16 protein-coding genes and 3 tRNA genes are annotated in these 17,261 nt (G+C 44.7%); 11 read left to right on the top strand and 8 right to left on the bottom strand.

The window, feature by feature from the left end; all coding sequences use genetic code 11:
* Nucleotides 1–525: 525 nt before the first annotated feature.
* Entirely contained in the window at nucleotides 526–1,377 is an 852-nt protein-coding gene (pssA, locus tag KFE26_RS21950; RefSeq protein ID WP_212601716.1) for a CDP-diacylglycerol--serine O-phosphatidyltransferase, read from the bottom strand.
* A gap of 94 nt (nucleotides 1,378–1,471) precedes the next feature.
* On the opposite strand from pssA, the gene KFE26_RS21945 reads away from it, so the two are divergent.
* On the top strand, nucleotides 1,472–1,939 hold the full coding sequence (locus KFE26_RS21945) for a DUF4124 domain-containing protein (protein WP_212601715.1): 468 nt from the start codon (nucleotides 1,472–1,474) through the stop codon (nucleotides 1,937–1,939).
* Nucleotides 1,940–2,210: 271 nt separating this feature from the next.
* Here the strand turns inward: KFE26_RS21945 and clpB are convergent, their stop codons facing one another.
* The 3 genes from clpB to rluD form a co-directional block, all read right to left on the bottom strand.
* Nucleotides 2,211–4,784: an ATP-dependent chaperone ClpB gene (gene clpB, locus KFE26_RS21940; protein WP_198573010.1), complete on the bottom strand. Its 2,574-nt coding sequence runs from the start codon at nucleotides 4,782–4,784 to the stop codon at nucleotides 2,211–2,213.
* A 199-nt stretch (nucleotides 4,785–4,983) separates the two neighbouring features.
* Nucleotides 4,984–5,718, bottom strand: coding sequence for a peptidoglycan editing factor PgeF (pgeF, locus tag KFE26_RS21935; protein WP_198573009.1), 735 nt, complete (start codon nucleotides 5,716–5,718; stop codon nucleotides 4,984–4,986).
* Nucleotides 5,719–6,693, bottom strand: a complete 975-nt coding sequence (rluD, locus tag KFE26_RS21930) for a 23S rRNA pseudouridine(1911/1915/1917) synthase RluD (protein ID WP_212601714.1) — start codon at nucleotides 6,691–6,693, stop codon at nucleotides 5,719–5,721.
* 122 nt (nucleotides 6,694–6,815) lie between these two features.
* Here rluD and KFE26_RS21925 point away from each other — a divergent pair, with 122 nt between their 5' ends.
* The 6 genes from KFE26_RS21925 (at nucleotide 6,816) to hmpA (ending at nucleotide 11,411) form a co-directional block, all read left to right on the top strand.
* The gene (locus KFE26_RS21925) at nucleotides 6,816–7,577 is read left to right on the top strand and encodes an outer membrane protein assembly factor BamD (RefSeq protein ID WP_105249967.1); all 762 of its coding nucleotides are present in this window, start codon (nucleotides 6,816–6,818) and stop codon (nucleotides 7,575–7,577) included.
* A 227-nt stretch (nucleotides 7,578–7,804) separates the two neighbouring features.
* Nucleotides 7,805–7,880: transfer RNA gene (locus KFE26_RS21920), tRNA-Phe, on the top strand.
* A 54-nt stretch (nucleotides 7,881–7,934) separates the two neighbouring features.
* A tRNA-Leu gene (locus KFE26_RS21915) sits at nucleotides 7,935–8,021 on the top strand.
* A gap of 68 nt (nucleotides 8,022–8,089) precedes the next feature.
* Nucleotides 8,090–8,176, top strand: a tRNA-Leu gene (locus tag KFE26_RS21910).
* A 165-nt stretch (nucleotides 8,177–8,341) separates the two neighbouring features.
* Entirely contained in the window at nucleotides 8,342–9,967 is a 1,626-nt protein-coding gene (locus tag KFE26_RS21905) for a methyl-accepting chemotaxis protein (protein WP_173496965.1), read from the top strand.
* Nucleotides 9,968–10,217: 250 nt separating this feature from the next.
* A complete protein-coding gene (gene hmpA / locus KFE26_RS21900) occupies nucleotides 10,218–11,411 on the top strand; it encodes an NO-inducible flavohemoprotein (protein ID WP_212601713.1) in 1,194 nt (397 codons plus the stop codon).
* A gap of 96 nt (nucleotides 11,412–11,507) precedes the next feature.
* On the opposite strand, the gene KFE26_RS21895 is transcribed toward hmpA, so the two are convergent.
* Nucleotides 11,508–12,230 (bottom strand): pseudouridine synthase, encoded by a 723-nt coding sequence (locus tag KFE26_RS21895; protein WP_212601712.1) that lies wholly within the window; start codon nucleotides 12,228–12,230, stop codon nucleotides 11,508–11,510.
* Nucleotides 12,231–12,390: 160 nt separating this feature from the next.
* Here KFE26_RS21895 and KFE26_RS21890 point away from each other — a divergent pair, with 160 nt between their 5' ends.
* Nucleotides 12,391–13,317 carry a TPR end-of-group domain-containing protein gene (locus tag KFE26_RS21890; RefSeq protein WP_212601711.1) on the top strand — a complete coding sequence of 309 codons (927 nt, stop codon included), beginning with the start codon at nucleotides 12,391–12,393 and terminating at the stop codon, nucleotides 13,315–13,317.
* Between the two features lie 106 nt (nucleotides 13,318–13,423).
* On the opposite strand, the gene KFE26_RS21885 is transcribed toward KFE26_RS21890, so the two are convergent.
* A complete protein-coding gene (locus KFE26_RS21885) occupies nucleotides 13,424–14,059 on the bottom strand; it encodes a metalloregulator ArsR/SmtB family transcription factor (RefSeq protein ID WP_212601710.1) in 636 nt (211 codons plus the stop codon).
* 147 nt (nucleotides 14,060–14,206) lie between these two features.
* Between KFE26_RS21885 and KFE26_RS21880 the strand changes: the two genes are divergently transcribed.
* Together KFE26_RS21880 and KFE26_RS21875 are read left to right on the top strand one after the other, a co-directional pair.
* Nucleotides 14,207–14,821 carry an NADPH-dependent FMN reductase gene (locus tag KFE26_RS21880; RefSeq protein WP_028759265.1) on the top strand — a complete coding sequence of 205 codons (615 nt, stop codon included), beginning with the start codon at nucleotides 14,207–14,209 and terminating at the stop codon, nucleotides 14,819–14,821.
* 56 nt (nucleotides 14,822–14,877) lie between these two features.
* Complete coding sequence (locus tag KFE26_RS21875) at nucleotides 14,878–15,294, top strand: VOC family protein (protein ID WP_212601709.1); 417 nt, start codon at nucleotides 14,878–14,880, stop codon at nucleotides 15,292–15,294.
* Nucleotides 15,295–15,386: 92 nt separating this feature from the next.
* Here KFE26_RS21875 and KFE26_RS21870 read toward each other — a convergent pair whose 3' ends face one another.
* Nucleotides 15,387–15,725, bottom strand: a complete 339-nt coding sequence (locus KFE26_RS21870) for a DUF1971 domain-containing protein (protein WP_198573004.1) — start codon at nucleotides 15,723–15,725, stop codon at nucleotides 15,387–15,389.
* Nucleotides 15,726–15,965: 240 nt separating this feature from the next.
* On the opposite strand from KFE26_RS21870, the gene KFE26_RS21865 reads away from it, so the two are divergent.
* The gene (locus KFE26_RS21865; RefSeq protein ID WP_173497907.1) at nucleotides 15,966–16,436 is read left to right on the top strand and encodes a YcxB family protein; all 471 of its coding nucleotides are present in this window, start codon (nucleotides 15,966–15,968) and stop codon (nucleotides 16,434–16,436) included.
* 68 nt (nucleotides 16,437–16,504) lie between these two features.
* On the opposite strand, the gene KFE26_RS21860 is transcribed toward KFE26_RS21865, so the two are convergent.
* Nucleotides 16,505–17,068, bottom strand: coding sequence for an acetate uptake transporter (locus tag KFE26_RS21860; RefSeq protein ID WP_113939919.1), 564 nt, complete (start codon nucleotides 17,066–17,068; stop codon nucleotides 16,505–16,507).
* Between the last annotated feature and the right edge of the window lie 193 nt (nucleotides 17,069–17,261).

The following is a 17,261-nucleotide window of genomic DNA, read 5'->3' as shown; positions in this document are numbered from 1 at the left end:
CTTGTTTTATCTTGTTAAAGAGCAACTCAATATTCGTAAGAGAACTTGAGTACCACACTGAGCGCCGAACGCTTCCAGTTGGCTAGGGCTGCGTATTCTACGCATTTCCCGTTTCGCGTCAAGGAGTTTTTGCAAACTTTCTTAACACTCATCAATCAATAAACTCATTGATGAACTGTCACATCAGGCTGCTTAACGCTGTCTGCCGTGTCAGTGGATGCGCATTATAGGCAGCAGAAGATTTTGTGCAAGGGCTTTTTTAACAATCTGCGCCAAGCGAATAAATAACCACCAAACTGCAGAAATATACTGCGATACTGAGCAATATCGCTGTTTGGGTTGATAAGTCTGGCAGAAGGAATAGCCTATTGCTGGAGTTTTAATAGATTGAATGGGCATAAACAGAAGTTGATAGCTATTTTTCGCTATATCTATCAGCAAACCTCTAAAAACGTTATGCCCTGTGTGATGTCTTACTCTTATTTACACCTAGCTAATGATAAGCAATGCTCAAAAGAACGAGCCCTAAGATTTATGCTCTTCTTGTTTCTCTTTCTCGAGATCTGTAACGACTTGAGTTTGTGCAGCGGCTTGGGCCGAGGGAACCGTTTCGACATTCGCCACGACATCATCTCCTATAACATGTGCGACTTTGAGTTTTCTCACAGTTCGAATCGTAATGATTGGGCCTGAAATCGCATATAAGTAGAAGCCGACACATAAGATCAATGCAGGTTGAACTGACACCACCACAAATACACCGACGACCAGTAAGATCACGATAAAGTTAACCTTGCCACGCCAGTCAATTTCTTTAAAGGAGTGATAGCGGAAATTGCTGACCATCAGTAAACCGGTTACCGCAGTAACAAGGGCCGCAATCCAACTGATGTTTCTTCCATCGAGACTATATTGATTACCAAGCCAAATACTGCCAGCAATAACAGCGGCGGCAGCCGGGCTGGCGAGACCTTGAAAATAACGCTTATCGGCAACGCCAACTTGCGTATTAAATCGAGCGAGCCTGAGTGCCGCACCTGCACAATAAATAAATGCCGCCAACCAACCAATTTTACCTAAGTCGGCTAATGCCCAATTGTAGGCGAGTAGTGCTGGCGCCATTCCGAAGGACACCATATCCGCCATACTGTCGTATTCGGCACCAAAATCACTTTGGGTATTAGTCAGTCTTGCCACTCGGCCATCGAGCCCATCACAAATCATGGCAATAAAAATGGCTATTGCAGCAGCTTCAAAGTTAGCATTCATGGAAGCTATCACAGCATAAAAGCCAGAAAACAATCCTGCTGTCGTAAAAAGATTAGGCAGTAAATAGATACCTTTATTCTTTACTGTTTGATTTGAAGAATTTTGCATACACTTATTACGCTAGTTCAGTGAAGAGAAGTTAGCTTTCAAGATAACATATTTTATTATCATGTCGATGAGAGACCAGTTAGGGATAATTTCGATGTTAAAAGTGAACATGTTCAGAACAATACTGTATCGATGGCTCTGGCTCGGCCTTTTCATTGGCCCCGTTTCTGCGGGCGTTATCTATACTTGGGTCGATGAAAATGGGGTGACACATTACAGCCAGCAAGCCCCACAACAAGAAAGCATCAAAACATCAAAACTCTACAGTGAAGATTTAGAGCAGGCGAAAGTCGGTTTTATCGCGCCGGTAAAGAAAGCGGAAGCCACTTCTGAAGCCAATGAATTAGAAAAGTCAGCGGCACTGATTAAAGAAAAAGACGCCAAACAGGCTAAATCCATTTGTGAGAGTGCAAAACACAATTTAGAAATACTCACAACGCACACTAAGCTTATCCGCCAAACTTCCGATTCGGGTGAATCTGTCGCTATGACTGAAGAAGATCGCCAAGCCTCGATTGCCCAGCAGCAGGAAAGAATCAAACTCTTCTGTGATAAGAAGTAACCAAATTTACTATGCCACTACATTAATGAACAACGATTAACGCTAATGCAATAAAAAAGGAGCCGAGTTAAAAACTCGGCTCCTTTCGTTTTAGTGCTTGAAGCGGGAGCGATACTGACTAAAACAGCGCTATCTCTTATTGCAAGATAGTTTATTTCAAGCTCGTTCATTCAAGAACGCTTATTGCAGTTCGCCTATTTCAACGTATTCAACTTCAAGCTTGCGATTAACGTATCGCATTCAAACAACACACTAAATTACTAGCTACGGGTTATTGCTCGAACACTAACTCGCCACCCGCACAGCTGACCTTGATCGGTTTACCCGGTAACAAGTCACCACGCAGTAATTTCTGCGCCAGCGGGTTTTCGACTTCTTGCTGCAATGCCCGTTTCAACGGTCTTGCACCATACACAGGATCGAAACCAATTTCCGCAATCAGTGATAATGCGTCGTCGGTGATCTCCAATGTATAGTCCTTTTCAGCCAAACGTTGGCGTAAGGAAGCAATTTGTATCGAAGCAATACGCTTGATATTGGCAGCATCCAATGGATGGAACACCACAGATTCATCGATACGGTTTAAAAACTCGGGTCTGAAACTGTGAGTGACCACATTCATTACCGCCGCTTTCATCTCTGCATAGGTCACTTGACCAAATCCTTCTTGGATAATGTCGGAGCCTAAGTTCGAGGTCATGATGATCACTGTATTTCTAAAATCGACAGTACGACCTTGACCATCGGTTAAGCGTCCATCATCAAGCACTTGCAGTAAAATGTTAAACACATCGGGATGCGCTTTCTCGACTTCGTCGAGCAATATCACTGAATAAGGTTTGCGACGAACGGCTTCTGTTAAGTAACCGCCCTCTTCATAACCTACGTATCCTGGAGGCGCACCCACTAAACGCGATACTGAGTGTTTCTCCATAAACTCAGACATATCAATCCGCACTAAGGCCGATTCGGTATCAAATAAGAACCTCGCCAGTGATTTACACAGCTCAGTTTTACCTACACCCGTTGGGCCTAAGAACAGGAACGAGCCAATCGGGCGATTTGGATCCGCCAGACCCGCGCGGCTACGACGAATCGCATTCGCGACCGCATCGACGGCTTCGTTTTGGCCGATCACACGCTCGTGCAGCGCCACTTCCATTTGCAGTAATTTTTCGCGCTCGCCTTCCAGCATTTTCGATACGGGTATTCCCGTCGCTTTCGACAGTACTTCGGCGATTTCGAACTCAGTAACCTTGTTACGCAATAACGTCATGTCCTGCATTTCGGCTTGCGATGCCAAATCGAGCTGTTTTTCAAGCTCAGGAATACGACCGTATTGCAGCTCAGACATCCGAGTTAAATCACCCGCACGACGCGCCACTTCTAAGTCCATTCGAGCCTGTTCGAGATCGGCTTTTATGTGCTGAGTGCCCGCTAATGCGGCTTTTTCAGTACGCCAGATTTCGTTCAACTCTGAAGCTTTCGCTTCAACGTCACGTAATTCCTCTTGCAGATGGTCAAGCCTGCGACGACTCGCCTCATCATTTTCTTTGGCTAACGCTTGCTCCTCCAGTTTGAGCTGGATAGCACGACGTTCGAGCCTGTCGAGTGACTCAGGTTTTGAGTCCATTTGCATGCGGATGCTCGATGCCGCTTCATCGATCAAATCGATCGCTTTATCGGGTAACTTACGGTCCGACACATAACGGTGCGACATGGTCGCCGCCGCCACAATCGCCGGATCGGTAATTTCCACATGGTGATGCAGCTCGTAACGTTCTTTCAGTCCACGCAAAATGGCGATGGTGTCTTCAACGCTTGGCTCATCCACCAGCACTTTTTGGAAACGACGTTCAAGCGCCGCATCTTTTTCAATATACTGACGATACTCATCAAGCGTGGTCGCGCCCACACAGTGCAAGTCACCACGTGCTAACGCAGGTTTAAGCATGTTACCCGCATCCATTGCGCCCTCACCTTTACCGGCACCGACCATAGTATGCAGTTCGTCGATGAAGAGGATCACTTGACCTTCTTCCTGCGCCAGCTCATTAAGTACCGCTTTTAAACGCTCTTCGAACTCACCGCGATATTTAGCGCCCGCAATCAATGAGCCCATATCGAGGGATAAGACACGCTTATTTTTAATCCCCTCAGGGACTTCACCATTAACGATACGCTGGGCAAGTCCTTCAACAATCGCCGTTTTACCCACACCCGGTTCACCGATAAGGACAGGGTTATTTTTACTGCGACGTTGTAACACTTGGATCGTACGGCGAATTTCATCGTCACGGCCGATCACAGGATCTAACTTGCCTTGTTCGGCTCGCTCGGTCAGATCGATAGTAAACTTCTTCAACGCTTGGCGTTGATCTTCAGCGTTCGGATCATCCACTTTTTGGCCGCCGCGCATTTGTTCAATGGTTTGTTCCATCAACTCTTTGGTCGCGCCAGCTTTTTTCAGCGCTTGCGCAAGGGCATCGGCACCTTCTAACGCAGCTAATACAAATAATTCGCTAGAGATATATTTGTCTTTACGCTTTTGCGCCAATTTATCACACAGGTTTAATAAACGGATTAAACCTTGGGATAATTGTACATCGCCGCCCGTACCTTCGACTTGAGGTAAGCGTTCCAGCTCTTGACTCAAAAGCGAACGCAGCGCACTCACTCGAATGCCAGCTTGGGTCAATAAGGGATGGATTGAACCTGAATCTTGGTTCAACAATGCCATCATCAAATGCAGCGGTTCAATAAACTGATGATCACGCCCAAGAGCGAGTGACTGGGCATCAGAGATGGCAAGCTGAAATTTATTGGTCATACGATCGAGTCGCATACAGCCTCCTAACACTCATATAGTAGAGATATGCCAATCCACAAGACATCTTGCCAATTTAGTGGCTTTAAAATCAGTACCGCTAATGGAGAGATCTAAATAGGATTGGTATTACATTTCGTTAGTTAAAAGATGGGGGCTATTTAGCCAAATTCAAGCGAATAACGCGCAAATAAATACAAACTGTAGGGGAATTAGCTTAAGACTTAAGCCAGATCAATGAAGCCATGCGTCCCGTCACCTTATCGCGACGATAAGAGAAGTAATCCGTGTCGCTGACTGTGCAGATATCTGCGCTATAAATATGGTTTATACCGAGTAAACTCAAGCGTAATTTAGCCAAGCCAATAATATCGGCAAGATACTTGTTACCACTTGGAATAAAACACGCTGCCGACTGCGGATGTAAAGTACAAAAGGCTTGCTGTACTTCAACACCGACTTCAAATTTTTGTGGACCAATAGCCGGGCCGAGGTAGGCAATCAACTCATCCATAGGTGAACTAAACTGCGCCGCAGTGGCCTCAATCACGCCATCACATAAACCACGCCAACCAGCATGAGCCGCAGCCACTTCGGTTCCCGCTTGATTACACAACAACACAGGTAAACAATCGGCAGTCATTATAGCGCAAACTAGGCTCGCGGTTCGGCTGTAACAGGCATCGGCAATCGGTGTATCCACAGCAGGAGCTAAGCTCAGCGCATCTAAATTAAGCACATGAGTACCATGCACTTGCTCGAGCCAGACAGGCTCAGCGGTTAACGCTAATTGTTTGCAGAGTAATTCACGATTAGCCATCACCAACTCTGGCGCATCACCGACATGCAGTCCAAGATTCAAACTGTCATAGGGATGCACGCTCACACCGCCATGACGATTTGTCATAGCGATGCTGACATTAGCGGGAACAGGCCAATCGTGATTAAACACTTACAAATACTCGATCGGATGCTCGACCGTGTCTTGACGCAGTGCTTTCGTCAAAATCACCATATCCTCAGGAATTGGCGCGTGCCAGCTCATGATTTCACAACTCACAGGGTGCGCTAATTCAAGACGCACAGCGTGCAGCGCTTGGCGCTTGAAGTTTTTCAGAATATCAAAAAACTCTGGGCTGGCCCATTTCGGCGGTTTTGGACGACCACCATACACAGGATCGCCCACTAATACGTGGCCTATGTATTCCATGTGCACACGAATTTGGTGAGTACGACCCGATTCAAGGCGCAATCTTAGACGAGTGTGGTTACGGAATTTTTCCGCCACACGATAATGCGTCACAGCAGGTTTACCTGAGTGATGCACCGCCATATGAGTACGTTTCGTTGGATGACGACCAATCGGCTCATCAACAGTACCGCCACCTGTCATAGTCCCCATCACAATCGCTTCGTATTCACGAGTGATTTCACGGGCCTGCAAGGCGGCAACTAAATGGGTTTGCGCTTCAACGGTTTTGGCTACAACCATTAAACCTGTAGTATCCTTGTCCAGACGGTGCACAATACCAGCACGTGGTACATGCTCAATATCGGGACAATGGTGCAATAGTGCATTCATCAAAGTGCCATCGGCATTGCCAGCACCAGGGTGAACCACGAGTCCCGCTTGCTTGTTGATCACAATAATGTCGTCATCTTCATAGACGATATCCAGATCAATGGCCTGTGCCGCTGCGTGAACTTCTTCTTCAAGAGTGGCATCTATGAGTATCTGTTGCAGCTCATAAACTTTCTCTCGGGGCTTATTAACGACAACGCCGTCAACATGAACTGCATCAGATAGGATCCATTCCTTGATGCGCGTGCGCGAGTAATCTGGGAACAACTCTGCTAGGGCCTGATCTAATCTCAGTCCAGTTTGTGTTGCCGAAATCTCGCTTTTTAGATTAATCTCTTGTGTCATAGGAACCGTATCCCCATTTAGGGGTCAAAAAATGTGTGCTATCTGTTACAATCGGATGTTTTCTATTTTATAGTGAAATGGAAAAATTCTTAACTACAACTTAAAAAGAATTGAATTCAAGTATGTATAAATTTTCCAAAGGCGTTACCTTAGTCCTATTTTCACTAGCGTTATCAGCCTGTAGCAGCAGCCCTGATGATAACGATATTGCCGCCAAAACGTCACCTGATGTACTTTATACTCAGGCAAGAACCTCTATGGAGCTTGGCAATTACTCTAAAGCTGTCCGTTCTTTGGAAGCGTTAGACTCACGCTTCCCCTTCGGACCTCACAAAACTCAAGTCCAGTTAGACCTGATATATGCTTACTATAAAATGGACGATGTCGCTTCTGGTATTGCGAACATAGACAGATTTATCCGTCTTAATCCAACTCACCCAGATGTAGACTATGTGTTCTATATGCGCGGTTTAGTGAACATGCAAGCCGACAATTACATGTTCCACGACATGCTTAATATCGACCGAACCGATCGTGACCCTAAAAATGCTCAAGATGCTTTCAAAGATTTTGATCGTCTTATCAAAACCTACCCTAACAGCAAATATGCCGCTGATGCGCAAAAACGCATGTTAGCGTTGAAGAATCGCTTAGCAAAATATTCAATTCAAGTTGCCGAGTATTATCTCAAGATGAATGCATGGAGCGCCGCAGCAATCCGAGCACAATCTGTAATGGAAACATACCCTGGCACCCCTTCAAATGAACGGGCATTAGAGATAATGATAGAAGCTTATGGCGAATTAGGTCAGAGCAAGCTGAAGCAAAACGTGCTCATGGTAATGCAAGCTAACTTCCCAAACAATGAAATCTTATCAAACTAACCGAGAATGCCCCTTTAATAGGGGCATTTTTTGCTTGGTGACCCTAATAAGCCATAAATAGATAACGCTAAGTTCTCAGTGTGGATAGTGGTTTGGCTATTTTTACATCCTCAATACCAACACAAATGACACTTTCGTGTAAATCTTATCCAACTGAGTCACTTTTTCCGTTATTTAGTAAAAATCTATTGACTCAAAACCCGAAAAGCCTTTAAATTGCGCCCGTCGCCCGAATAGCTCAGTCGGTAGAGCAGAGGATTGAAAATCCTCGTGTCCCTGGTTCGATTCCGGGTTCGGGCACCATCTTTAAATGGGTTGCGATAGCGACTTATGTTAGAGAACTGCGATAGATACAGTGCAGGTGTGGTGGAATTGGTAGACACGCCAGCTTCAGGTGCTGGTGCTCGCAAGGGCGTGGAGGTTCAAGTCCTCTCACCTGTACCAAATTGCAGTTCAAAAGTTAAGATTCACAGTGTTAAGATTGTCAATTCGATGAAATATCGAATAGCCATGCAGATGTGGTGGAATTGGTAGACACGCCAGCTTCAGGTGCTGGTGCTCGCAAGGGCGTGGAGGTTCAAGTCCTCTCATCTGTACCAACATTTAAACCTCGCCAAGCGAGGTTTTTTTGTATCTAAAGCAAAATAAATTTTCTGTAACTCTCCCCTCTTTCCTCAGATTTGCTATACCTATTGTTACAGACTCATCATAGGGATAGATAGAGTTCTGCCTAAAGGACTCTTTAGTTCACTGAGGCTATCCATATGAACGGTTTACAAATAAAACAAAAAATGTTTATCGGCATTCTGGTTCCCCTTGTAATGCTAATGACGATTGGCTTTCTCGCCATTAATATGATGGGTAAAATTGAATCGGGTGTTGAACGTATCTATGGCGATAGAGTTGTGCCACTAGACGATTTAAAAGTGATTGCTGATAAATACGCGGTCGATGTTATCGATGCGGTCAATAAGGCGAACGCGGGTGGTTTCACCGCCTCTCAAGCAGCTGAAGCGCTAGACAGTGCCAAATCTACCATTACCCAGCATTGGCAAAAATACTTAGCCACTGAACTTACCTCAGAAGAATCCCGACTCGTAAAACAAGCCGAAGTGCTGTTCTCACCCGCAAATCAACAGATTGACACTCTGGTCTCACGCTTAAGAGGATTAAATGGCGATGTATCAAGCCAATTATCGGCCAATATCCTGCCGCTTTACCAAGTAATAGACCCCATCAGTAACCAAATATCTGAACTGATTGCACTGCAAATTCGCGTGGCAGGCGAAGAAAAAGATCGTGTGAATGCCATTTACCAATCTTCAATCACTATTTTTGTAGCATTAGCCTGTGCCGCCATGATTATCAGTATTGTGATTGGGCTCTGGGTCAATCGCAGCGTGATGAATCCTATTAATGACATTCTCAGTAAACTTAAGCTGATCCATCAAGACTCAGATCTTACCGTCAAATTCACTACTTTTAATCACGATGAGCTAGGACAAATATCCACTAGCCTCACCCAAGTTATTGAACACTTGCGGGGCATTCTTCATTCGATTGCCGAAGCGGCAAATACCGTTAATAGTTCAGCAAATGAGTTAAGTAGCTTCACGCAGGCAACCAATAAACGTATGCAACAGCAGCAAGCCGAAACGGAGCAAACTGCAACGGCCATGAATGAGATGACGGCAACGGTCGCAGAAGTCGCCCAAAGCGCATCTGCGGCGGCAGATTCAGCCAAAGATGCCGACACCTATGCAGCCAATGGCAATAATATTGTGATGCAATCGATTAGCAGTATGTCGCAATTATCTGATCAAATTCAAAAAACGGCACAAGTCATTGGATTTCTGTCTAATGAGAGCCAAAATATCGGCCGCGTACTCGATGTGATAAAAAGCATTGCCGAGCAAACCAATCTATTGGCATTAAATGCCGCCATTGAAGCGGCCCGCGCGGGGGAACAAGGCCGCGGCTTTGCAGTCGTTGCGGATGAAGTGCGGACCCTTGCGCAGCGCACCCAAAAGTCTACCCAAGAAATTGAGGCCATGATTGCCACACTACAACAAGGCGTTAAAGAAGCAGTTAACGCTATGGAAATAGGTATAAATCAAGTAGATGATGCTAATGATAAAGCTAATCAAGCAGGCCAAGCACTGAAAGAAATCGTCTCCTCAGTAGATAGCATCACAGAACTTAATACTCATATTGCGACCGCTGCCGAAGAACAAAGTAGCGTTGCCGAAAGCATTAATCGCAGTATTATTGCCATCAGCGATATTGCCGAACATTCCACTGCATCGGCGGCTGAATTAAGTGAATCTGTGGTTAATTTAACTAAACTCGCCAACAGCATGCGCAATCAAGTGAGTGCATTTAAACTCTAAGTCAAAAAACCACACTATGACTGCAATAAGCTTTGCTGTTGCAGTTAACCTCCCTTAAACAATCTGTAATATATTGAAATAATACATTTATTTATCATCACCCTATCTCATGCCCGCTTTGATAAAGCACTTCAAATGACCTTAATCACGCTTATCGGTAGCACGAATTGCGATCATCACTATTGATCCAAATCAAATAGATCTTTAAACTTATTTAACATTCATAATATTTGCACGTTAAAGATTTTCTATGTTGGACAGCCGTACAATCCAAGTTATCAAGAGCACTATCCCCTTACTCGAATCCGTAGGCCCTGCGCTGACGACCCATTTTTATGAACGTATGTTCAAACATAATCCTGAACTAAAAGATGTATTTAACTTGGCACACCAGCATTCTGGTGGCCAGCCTGTTGCCCTGTTCAACGCCGTCGCGGCTTATGCTAAAAATATTGAAAACTTAGCGGTGCTAAGTTCGACTGTCGAGCGCATTGCCCAAAAACATACAGGCTTTCTGATCAAGCCTGAGCAATATGCGATCGTCGGCAGCCACTTATTGGCCACCCTTAAAGAGTTAGGCGGCGATGCAGTAACAGAAGAAGTATTAGAAGCTTGGGCGCAGGCCTATGGATTTTTAGCAGATATATTTATTCAACGAGAAGCTCAAATTTATCAGGAACATGCAGAACAAGATGGCGGTTGGGTGGGTGAGCGTCAGTTTATCATTAGCGCGAAAAAGACTGAGTCCACAGTCATTACCTCCTTCATATTGACGCCCGAAGATGGTAAGCCAGTTAAAGATTTCATTCCCGGTCAGTATTTAAGTTTGAAACTAAAACATCCCAATTTAGCATATGAAGAAATCCGCCAATATTCCCTATCCGATGCACCGAATGGCAACAGCTACCGCATCAGTGTGAAACGTGAATTAGGTGGCCAAGTATCTAATCTGCTACACGATACCATGCATATCGGTGACAAAATTGCAGTTATGCCGCCGGCGGGAGATTTTATCTTAGAAGTTGGGGCGGACATCCCCGTAGTGCTCATTTCGGCAGGAGTGGGTCAAACACCGATGAAAAGCATGTTGAATCAATTGATCAAGTTGCAACATCCAAGTGCTATTACTTGGCTACATGCCTGTGAGCAAGGTGATGTACATGGTTTCAAACAGGCTATTCACACCAAGCGCCAGCAACATCATAATCTGAAGAGCCATGTTTGGTATCGCAAGCCGAGTTCAACCGATGTGGTGGGTACAGATTATGATTTTGAAGGACAAATGGAATTAAGCAAAGTCGCAGATCAACTGCTTCCCCATGCACGTTACTATTTCTGCGGACCTATTGGATTCATGTCAGCCATCAAGCAACAATTACTCGTTCTGGGTGTCTCAGCTGAAAACATGCACTATGAAGTATTCGGCCCCCACGCCGATCTCTAATCCCATATCACGGGCTTGGGACACCTGATTCTCAAGTCCATTTTTATATTTAGAATACGCAGAATAATGGCTGATAAATTGAATTGCCCTATGTCTCTAAGCTACCAGTTTGCAGCGGATACAAGCCACTTCTGCGGCAGTCAGCACACGACTTTCGCCCGACGCCAGAGCTTCATCCAACACAATATCACCTATTGATAATCTATGTAGACCAACAACTGGGTTTCGAAAGCGGCCAAACATCCGCTTAATTTGATGGTACTTACCTTCCTTTAAAGTCACTTCAGCAACATGGTCAGCAAGGATCACCAATTTAGCGGGCTGAGTCATTACTTCTTCAAAGCTGAAATACATGCCTTCGGCAAATGCGGCTATATATTCTTCAGTTAATGGATTAGCTAAGGTGACGCGATACACTTTATCGACCTTATGCGTCGGTGACATTAGTGCATCAGACCAGCGGCTGTCATTGGTCAGTAATAACAAACCCGAAGAATTTAAATCTAGCCTACCCGCGATATGTAACTCATCACGGGCTTCGCAATCGAGCAAATCAATCACAGTTTTATGCTGAGTATCTTTAGTCGCGCTCACCACGCCAATCGGCTTATGCAACATCAAGTAAACTGGCGTGTTGGCCTGTAATATTTGCCCATCGAGTTGGATGTGAGAAAACTCATCCACTTGCCTATCCATGTCCTTCACTATCAATCCATCGACACGAACTCGGCCCAAGAGTAACAGTTCACGCACCGCTTTACGGTGAGTGTGTAACTGGGTACAAAGATAACGATCGAGTCGGCCGCGCTTAGACTGCATAACACCACAAATGACGAAATATGAATGGGATAGCCATTCTAGCAGGATGCGAGTTCAGGTCATAGCGAGCCAATACAGTAAGCATCACAGAGGTTATTTAGAGCAAAATTAGATCAAACTAAGCAAAATTTGTTAAGCTAGGCGTTCAATTCATCTTATTGTGAGTGGTTACCGCATCAAAAACTTATCTGCAAGTCCCGTTATGATACGTTCGAACCTGCTATTTTTAGCCTTGTTTTTAGTGATACTCGCGAGCTCATTCTTCACTCAAGCGAGCGATGCAGTAAATCCCCCTGAAGCGCCTCAACCTTTCGCCATCCATGATAAACCGCTGATAGAGCGCTACGTCTTCGATGAACTCAAATCTCTCAGATACGATCAACAGGATCTTGAGCGGCGCCTCACCATAGATATCACAGATCGCGAACTGGCCGTTGCCGACAAGTCGATGAATTACGCCAATGTCACTGTCACTTACTTCTTTTATATGATCGCCGGCGTCGCCTCTTTAGTCGCCTTTATCGGCTGGCAATCCCTACGGGAAATCAAGACACATACCGCCAAACTGGCCGCGAATCAGCTACAGAGTATTGCCGAACAATACGAAGAAAAGTTCAAATTACTCGAGCAAGAACTCAAGCATAAGAGTCGTACTATCACAGACAATAATCGTGAAATAGAAGTGATTAATGAAATTCATAATCTGTGGCTACGTGCCCAAAGTGCCCAGACTCCCGAACAAAAAATTGAAGTCTACGATGAAATCCTCACGATTCGACCTGGAGACTTGGAAGCGCTGACCTATAAGGCCGATGCCGCAATGGAAATGCGCGAATTTAATTGGGCACAAAGCCTATGTAATCGTGTTTTGGAAGTTGACCCAACTAACGCCCATGCTTTTTATCAAAGAGCCTGCGCCTTTGCGTGTTTAGGTGTTGAAGATAGGGCAATTTCTGATTTGGAACGCGCCATCCATAACAGCGCATCCTTCAAAGAGCTAGCGTTGGATGAAGCTGATTTCTCACAACTTAAAGGGCATCCTCGTTTCGAAACCTTATTGGCCTATCACGAACCTGATAAGCCCTAAGCTCCGAGGTTTAAGCCCAGAACGAATGCTTAATATATAGCGTTAGCTTTCAGTGACGTTTTATCCCACAGATAAAACGCCTCAAGCGAACAACTTAAGTGCACTACTAAACTATCGTCGCAACTTTAATTGCCGCAATCTTATATGCACAGCGGCGAGCACCTTCGATGATATGTTCTTCGCGGCTCACCACGGCAATATCAGCGAATAACTGCTGGAAAAGTTGCAACTCAGAGCGGCAAAAGTTCAAACACTTAGTCGCTGCAGCGCAGATTGGACAATGATTTTCGAGTAAAAAATACACGCCATCGATGTGTTCCATGGTCGCCATATAACCTTCGTTCGAGCGTAATTTCGCAAGGATGGCCAAACGTGTCGGAATATCAGTAGCACCTTCCATTGCCGCACGATATTGGACTAACGCACTTTGCTCCCTGTGACTGATAAGCTTATCCAAGCCTTGGTCGCCAAAGATCATTTTTACCGAGTCAATCAGCTGTACCGTCAATTCCTCATGGCGATCGGCAAAGTGAGTACGGCTTTGTTCAGTCAATCCCCAGTAACGTGTTGGGCGACCGCGGCCTTCAACTCGATCCTCAATATCCACATCGCCCATATCTTCCAAAGCTTGCAGATGTTGACGCACCCCCATAGTCGTTAACGCCAATTCCTCCGCTAAGGTTTTAGCAGTAAGCGGGCCATGCAACTTGAGTAATTGAATAATCTTATCAGTAGTTTTCATTGAGTCTCCCCGATTTCAGCCGAAGCATTATCTCCCAATCTCCGCTGCTTTAACAGATTAAATAAACTTTTTTATTTACTTTATCCTTTACAATATTAAATAAAGCAATTACCTTACAAATAATTTATAAACAAATAGGTTTACTTAATGAAATTACTCATCATCAGCACCAGCCAAAGACCCGATTCACAAAGTGCTAAAGTCGGTCGTTATATCGCGGAAAGCAGTTTCTCATCTCCCCACAACATGGGTTACGACACGATACATCACTTAGAACTATGCCTGTTTAATCTGCCCTTTTGGGATGGAGAAGAAGACAACAAAGGTGAACACTGGCCCGAAATAGAACACAGAGTCGATGAAGCCGATGCGCTAGTGCTGATCACCCCGGAATGGGGCGGCATGGCATCACCATTACTGAAGAACTTTTTGTTGATGTGTACTCGCGAAGAAACCGCCCATAAACCCGCCTTATTAGTTTCAATATCGGATGGTATTAGCGGTACCTACCCTATCGTTGAAGTGAAGATGAATGCCCTTAAAAACAATAAATTAGTGCCCATACCCGATCACTTAATCATCCGCAATGTCAGCCATGTACTCAATGCCATCCCTGAGAGTGCCCGCGATATCGCGCTTAGGGAAAGAGTGCAATACAGCTTATATATGCTGCATCAATACGCCCAAGCATTAGCCCCCATTCGTGAACAACATGCCAATCAAGCGTACCCAAAACAGCAGGAATACTGTTACGGTATGTAAGCGGCTTGAGATTTTAACCACCAGCAACAGACTAAAATCATTACAAGGAACGCATTATGATTCATTTAGAGCATATCAATTTAGTGGTAGACGACATCCCCGCAGCACTGCGCTTTTATCAAGCGGCTTTCCCCCATTGGCGTGTTCGCGGTGGCGATAAAGGCACTTGGTACGGCAAACCCCGTAATTGGATTCATTTTGGCGATGATTATCAATACATTGCTTTTAGTGACAATGGTGAAGGTGAAAACCGCGATTTGGCTGGTCATCAAATTGGACTGGCGCATTTTGCCTTTGTGACCGACAACTTAGATGCTGTGATAGCAAGACTGACCCAAGCAGGTTTTCCTATTGCCAAAGATGGCATGGATGATCCCTATCGACGCAATATTTACTTCTTCGATGCCCATGGCTTTGAAGTGGAATTTGTGGAGTATTTAACTGATATTCCAAAGGAACGAAATCGCTATTAGTGCCATTTGCTATTAGCGTAAATCGGTTATTAGCGAGAAGTTGCCAGCAGCTGCTAACCGCGCGAATTGGACTGAGTGTTAGGTGCTAGGTGCTATTCGCTTCGCTCGGATTGTTGCTGCGCCACTATGGCCGAATCCTTATGGGCATAAAAGTGGAGTCTAAACTGAGTATCTTCGGTCAGTAGCTCCACTTTATGCCAATATTCAGGATGTGAAATGGCGGTTTCACCTGCGCGAATAATAATTTCTTTATCTAACTCGCCCCTGCTACCCGTAAAGCCGTAAAACTTTAAGCTGCCCGCCAACACTTGGATTTGCCCATACACGCCAGCCTTAGTATTGTGCATATGAAGCAACATTTTAGGGACGTTGTCATGGTTGAAAACCGGCGTTGATTTGTAATTTACAAAATCTTTGGGGACTAAGGCCATGATGTTTGCACTCCTTGTGTCAAATCACGAAAATCGAACAATGCTTACGGCAAGACTAATATAGCCGTTGCCGTATTTCTGTCCAACTCATATCTTGACCTGTATTAACGAGCGGGTTTGAACGTCGAATTTGAAAACACCAAAGTGCTAATTCATGCTTGCAATAGCAAGGTTAGTTACTTTCATCACTGTAATCGCTACACTAACCCGCATTAAGTGCCACCTCAATTAGATGACATGATGCCAACGCCCTATTCATACTCCACAACGTATATTTTAGATAAAGCCCATTTCGATGAATGCTATACGCAATCAGTGGTACCAGATCCCACGCTCAAACCTTACTACAAAGCGATTGGATTAACCCTGATAGGTATCGCGCTTATTTTCACCGATATTAGCCTTTATTTAGCTTACTTTTTTGTTGGGTTAGGTGTTATCGAAGCGCTCAATGTGAAGTATCACAAAGCATGGTGGTTGATGCGTCAGATGATGAGTAAAGCGGCCAGCAATGAGGTCACACTCACTATTGATGAGCAAGGGATTCATACTCAATCTATGTCTGTGACCAGCCAAATTTTATGGACCGAGATTTACCGAATTAAAGAAACTGAAAAAGGCTTCTTGATTACCCACAAAGCAGGCACGAGTTATGTTTCTCTCCGTAGCTTAGATGAAGCAGCTGTGGCCTATATTAAAACTAAAATCTAGTACAGCTAACACCCATAAAAAAGGCTGATCTTCATCAGCCTTTTTTACAACTCTGCATTGCTGAATCGTTACTTTTTCAATTCACCAACCGGTAAAATCGTACGGCCATACTCATTATTAAGCACCTGTGCCATCGCAAAATAAATCGCACTCGCACCGCAAAGTATCCCTTCAAAGCCCGCAATAGTGCCAATCAAGGCGCTACCCGTAAAATCACGCGCCGCCAGCAGAAAAAATAAGATAGTTAAAGAAGCAAACACAAACTGTTTGGCTCTTGGATAACGCAAAGAACCCACAAACATAAATGCCGTGAATATGCCCCAAAGCGTTAAATACCAGCCCATAAAATACGTTGGACTCGCCGCAATGCCAGCATTAGGCATTAAAATGAGGCCCACTAGCGTTAACCAAAACAAACCGTATGAGGTAAATGCCGTCGTACCGAAAGTATCGCCGCGCATGAAACACATAATCCCCACAATTACTTGACCAATGCCGCCGTAAAAAATCCCCATGGCTAAGATCATAGAATCAATAGGGAAATATCCCGCATTATGAATGTTTAACAAAATTGTTGTCATACCAAAGCCCATTAAACCTAATGGCGCTGGATTAGCCAGTTTTGTAGACACAGAGTTCCCCTAGAGAAAAATCAACAATTCAATAAAAATCAATAGCATTTGCCATTAATCTTATGCACGCGCACCTGCGAGAGCGGCGCATTCTAGAGGATAGCTATAATCTTAGCAATGTAATCATCAAAAACAAACGAACACATAAAAATAAACAAAAAAAACTGTCTCTTATACACCTCTCCGAGCCCAC

This window comes from Shewanella sp. M16 (genome assembly GCF_018224605.1).
GTDB lineage: Bacteria > Pseudomonadota > Gammaproteobacteria > Enterobacterales > Shewanellaceae > Shewanella > Shewanella oncorhynchi.
The sequence above is the reverse complement of the archived record's forward strand: the minus strand, read 5'-3'. Positions and strand labels throughout refer to the sequence as shown.